Source organism: Chitinispirillales bacterium ANBcel5, from assembly GCA_029688955.1.
GTDB classification, from domain to species: domain Bacteria; phylum Fibrobacterota; class Chitinivibrionia; order Chitinivibrionales; family Chitinispirillaceae; genus Cellulosispirillum; species Cellulosispirillum alkaliphilum.
This window is the reverse complement of the sequence record JARUKZ010000080.1, coordinates 1-3,123: the sequence shown is the minus strand read 5'-3', so window position 1 is coordinate 3,123 and position 3,123 is coordinate 1. Positions and strand designations below refer to the sequence as shown.

The following is a 3,123-nucleotide window of genomic DNA, read 5'->3' as shown; positions in this document are numbered from 1 at the left end:
AAAGTATCAAGCCGCACGGATTATTAGTATCACTCGACTGAACGTGTTACCACGCTTACATCTGTGACCTATCGACCTTGTAGTCTTCAAGGATCCTTGAGGGGGGTTAAACCCCACGCGATATCTTATCTTGTGGCTGGCTTCCCGCTTAGATGCTTTCAGCGGTTATCCGTTCCGTACATAGCTACCCAGCGATGCCCCTGGCGGAACAACTGGTACACTAGCGGTACGTCCTTTCCGGTCCTCTCGTACTAAGAAAAGCTCCACTCAAATATCGTACGCCCACAGTAGATAGGGACCGAACTGTCTCACGACGTTCTGAACCCAGCTCGCGTGCCGCTTTAATTGGCGAACAGCCAAACCCTTGGGACCTTCTTCAGCCCCAGGATGCGACGAGCCGACATCGAGGTGCCAAACCTCCCCGTCGCTATGAACGCTCGGGGGAGATAAGCCTGTTATCCCCAGAGTACCTTTTATCCATTGAGCGACGGCAGTTCCATTTCCAACCGCCGGATCACTAAGCCCTGCTTTCGCATCTGTTCGACTTGTTTGTCTCACAGTTAAGCTCCCTTATGCCTTTACACTCGACGCATGATTACCGACCATGCTGAGGGAACCTTTGGGTGCCTCCGTTACCGTTTAGGAGGCGACCGCCCCAGTCAAACTGGCCCCCTGGCAATGTCCCTGATCCGGATTCACGGATCGAGGTTAGAATTTCAACTGAACAAGGGTGGTATGTCAAGGATGACTCCATGAGAACTGGCGTCCCCACTTCACAGTCTCCCACCTATCCTGCACATGCGCAGTCGGAACCCAATACCAAGTTGCAGTAAAGGTTCATGGGGTCTTTCCGTCTAACTGCGGGTAACTGGTATCTTCACCAGTATTCCAATTTCGCCGAGTCCGTGGTAGAGACAGCGCCCAAGTCGTTACACGATTCGTGCAGGTCGGAACTTACCCGACAAGGAATTTCGCTACCTTAGGACCGTTATAGTTACGGCCGCCGTTTACCGGGGCTTCGATTCAAAGCTTCTCCCAACCGAAGTCGGGATAACCTCTCCTGTTAACCTTCCGGCACCGGGCACGTGTCACACCCTATACATCATCTTACGATTTAGCAGAGTGCTGTGTTTTTGATAAACAGTCGCTTGGGCCTCTTCACTGCGGCCTGCAATACTGCAGGCACCCCTTCTCCCGAAGTTACGGGGCTAATTTGCCGAGTTCCTTTACCACGGTTCTCTCGCACACCTTAGGATACTCTCCTCGTCTACCTGTGTCGGATTGCGGTACGGGCTTCTATTAGAGTAACGCTTAGAGGCTTTTCTTGGCAGCTGAGCATACACCAGTTCCTTTGCCCAAAAGGCGCAGTTCCCCATAACGCTTCAGCGTTGAATGGATATCCGGATTTGCCTGGATACCCCGCCTATGCGCTTGGACCTCCACAACCAACGGGAGGATGGCTTAGCTTCCTGCGTCACCCCATCGCACTAATAAAAGGTACAGGAATTTTATACCTGTTTTCCATCGCCTACGCCTGTTCGGCCTCGGCTTAGGACCCGACTTACCCTGGGAGGACGAGCCTTGCCCAGGAAACCTTAGACTTACGGTGTTCCGAATTCTCATCGGAATTATCGCTACTCATTCCAGCATTCTCATTTCTGATACCTCCAGCATCCCTTATCAGGACACCTTCAATGGCTTACAGAACGCTCCTCTACCATCTGATCACACCAAGGTGTGATCAAATCCACAGCTTCGGTAACATGTTTTAGTCCCGGAAATTTTCGGCGCGCATTCGCTGAACTAGTGAGCTATTACGCTTTCTTTAAATGGTGGCTGCTTCTAAGCCAACATCCTAGCTGTTAAGGCAAACGTACATCCTTAGTCACTTAACATGTATTTGGGGACCTTAGCTGGTGGTCTGGGTTGTTTCCCTCTCGGAAACGAAGCTTATCCCACGTTCCCTGACTCCCGCGCAGTAAGTAACGGCATTCGGAGTTTGATTGGGTTTGGTAGGCTGGTGGGCCCCCTAGTCCATTCAGTGCTCTACCTCCGTTACTGTCGATCGCGAGGCTATACCTAAATATATTTCGAGGAGAACGAGCTATCACCGAGTTTGATTAGCCTTTCACCCCTAGCCACAACTCATCCACTCCTTTTTCAACAGAAGTTGGTTCGGACCTCCACGCGGTCTTACCCGCGCTTCATCCTGGTCATGGCTAGATCACTCGGTTTCGCGTCTACCGCATGCAACTAAAAACGCCCTGTTCAGACTCGCTTTCGCTCCGGCTTCGTGCCTGAGACACTTAACCTTGCTGCATACGCGTAACTCGCTGGACCATTAAACAAAAGGTACGCCGTCATCAGAGCAAGCTCTGACTTCGACTGGTTGTAGGTACATGGTTTCAGGTACTATTTCACTCCCCTCTCGGGGTACTTTTCACCTTTCCCTCACGGTACTGGTTCACTATCGGTCATTGGCTTGTATTTAGCCTTGGGAGATGGTCCTCCCTGCTTCCCATGGAATTCCACGTGCTCCATGGTACTCGGGTGTCTTACACAGGAAGACATGTCTTTTTCGCCTACGGGGCTATCACCCACTATGGCCCGACTTTCCAGACTTGTTCGGCTAAAAACATGTTTGATAACTTCCCGGCCGCACGGTACTGCAGCCCTGTAAAAACCCACAACCCTGTCTTACCAACGCGCACCGGCTTACAGTAAAACAGTTTAGGCTCTTACCCGTTCGCTCACCACTACTTAGGTAATCGTTGTTACTTTCTTTTCCTGAGGTTACTTAGATGGTTCAGTTCACCTCGTTACCTTCCCTGACCTATGTATTCAATCAGGGATATCCCACAAAGTGGGATGGGTTATCCCATTCGGAAATCTCCGGATCATAGTGTGTTTGCCACTCCCCGAAGCTTATCGCAGCTTGCCACGTCCTTCATCGGCATCCAATGCCAAGGCATCCGCCATGTACCCTTACTATCTTGATACATCTTTATTTTCTTCTCGACGAAACTTCTAATTTCTATATGTGCTTCATCAACAGTTATGTCAAAGAACTTCTATAAACAAAATGGAAAGATAACTCTACGCCATCTAACACATCTTATTGTC

1 rRNA gene is annotated in these 3,123 nt (G+C 50.3%); it reads right to left on the bottom strand.

Annotated elements, in window-relative coordinates:
- Positions 1–2: 2 nt before the first annotated feature.
- Positions 3–2,999, bottom strand: a 23S ribosomal RNA gene (locus QA601_18630).
- Positions 3,000–3,123 lie beyond the last annotated feature (124 nt).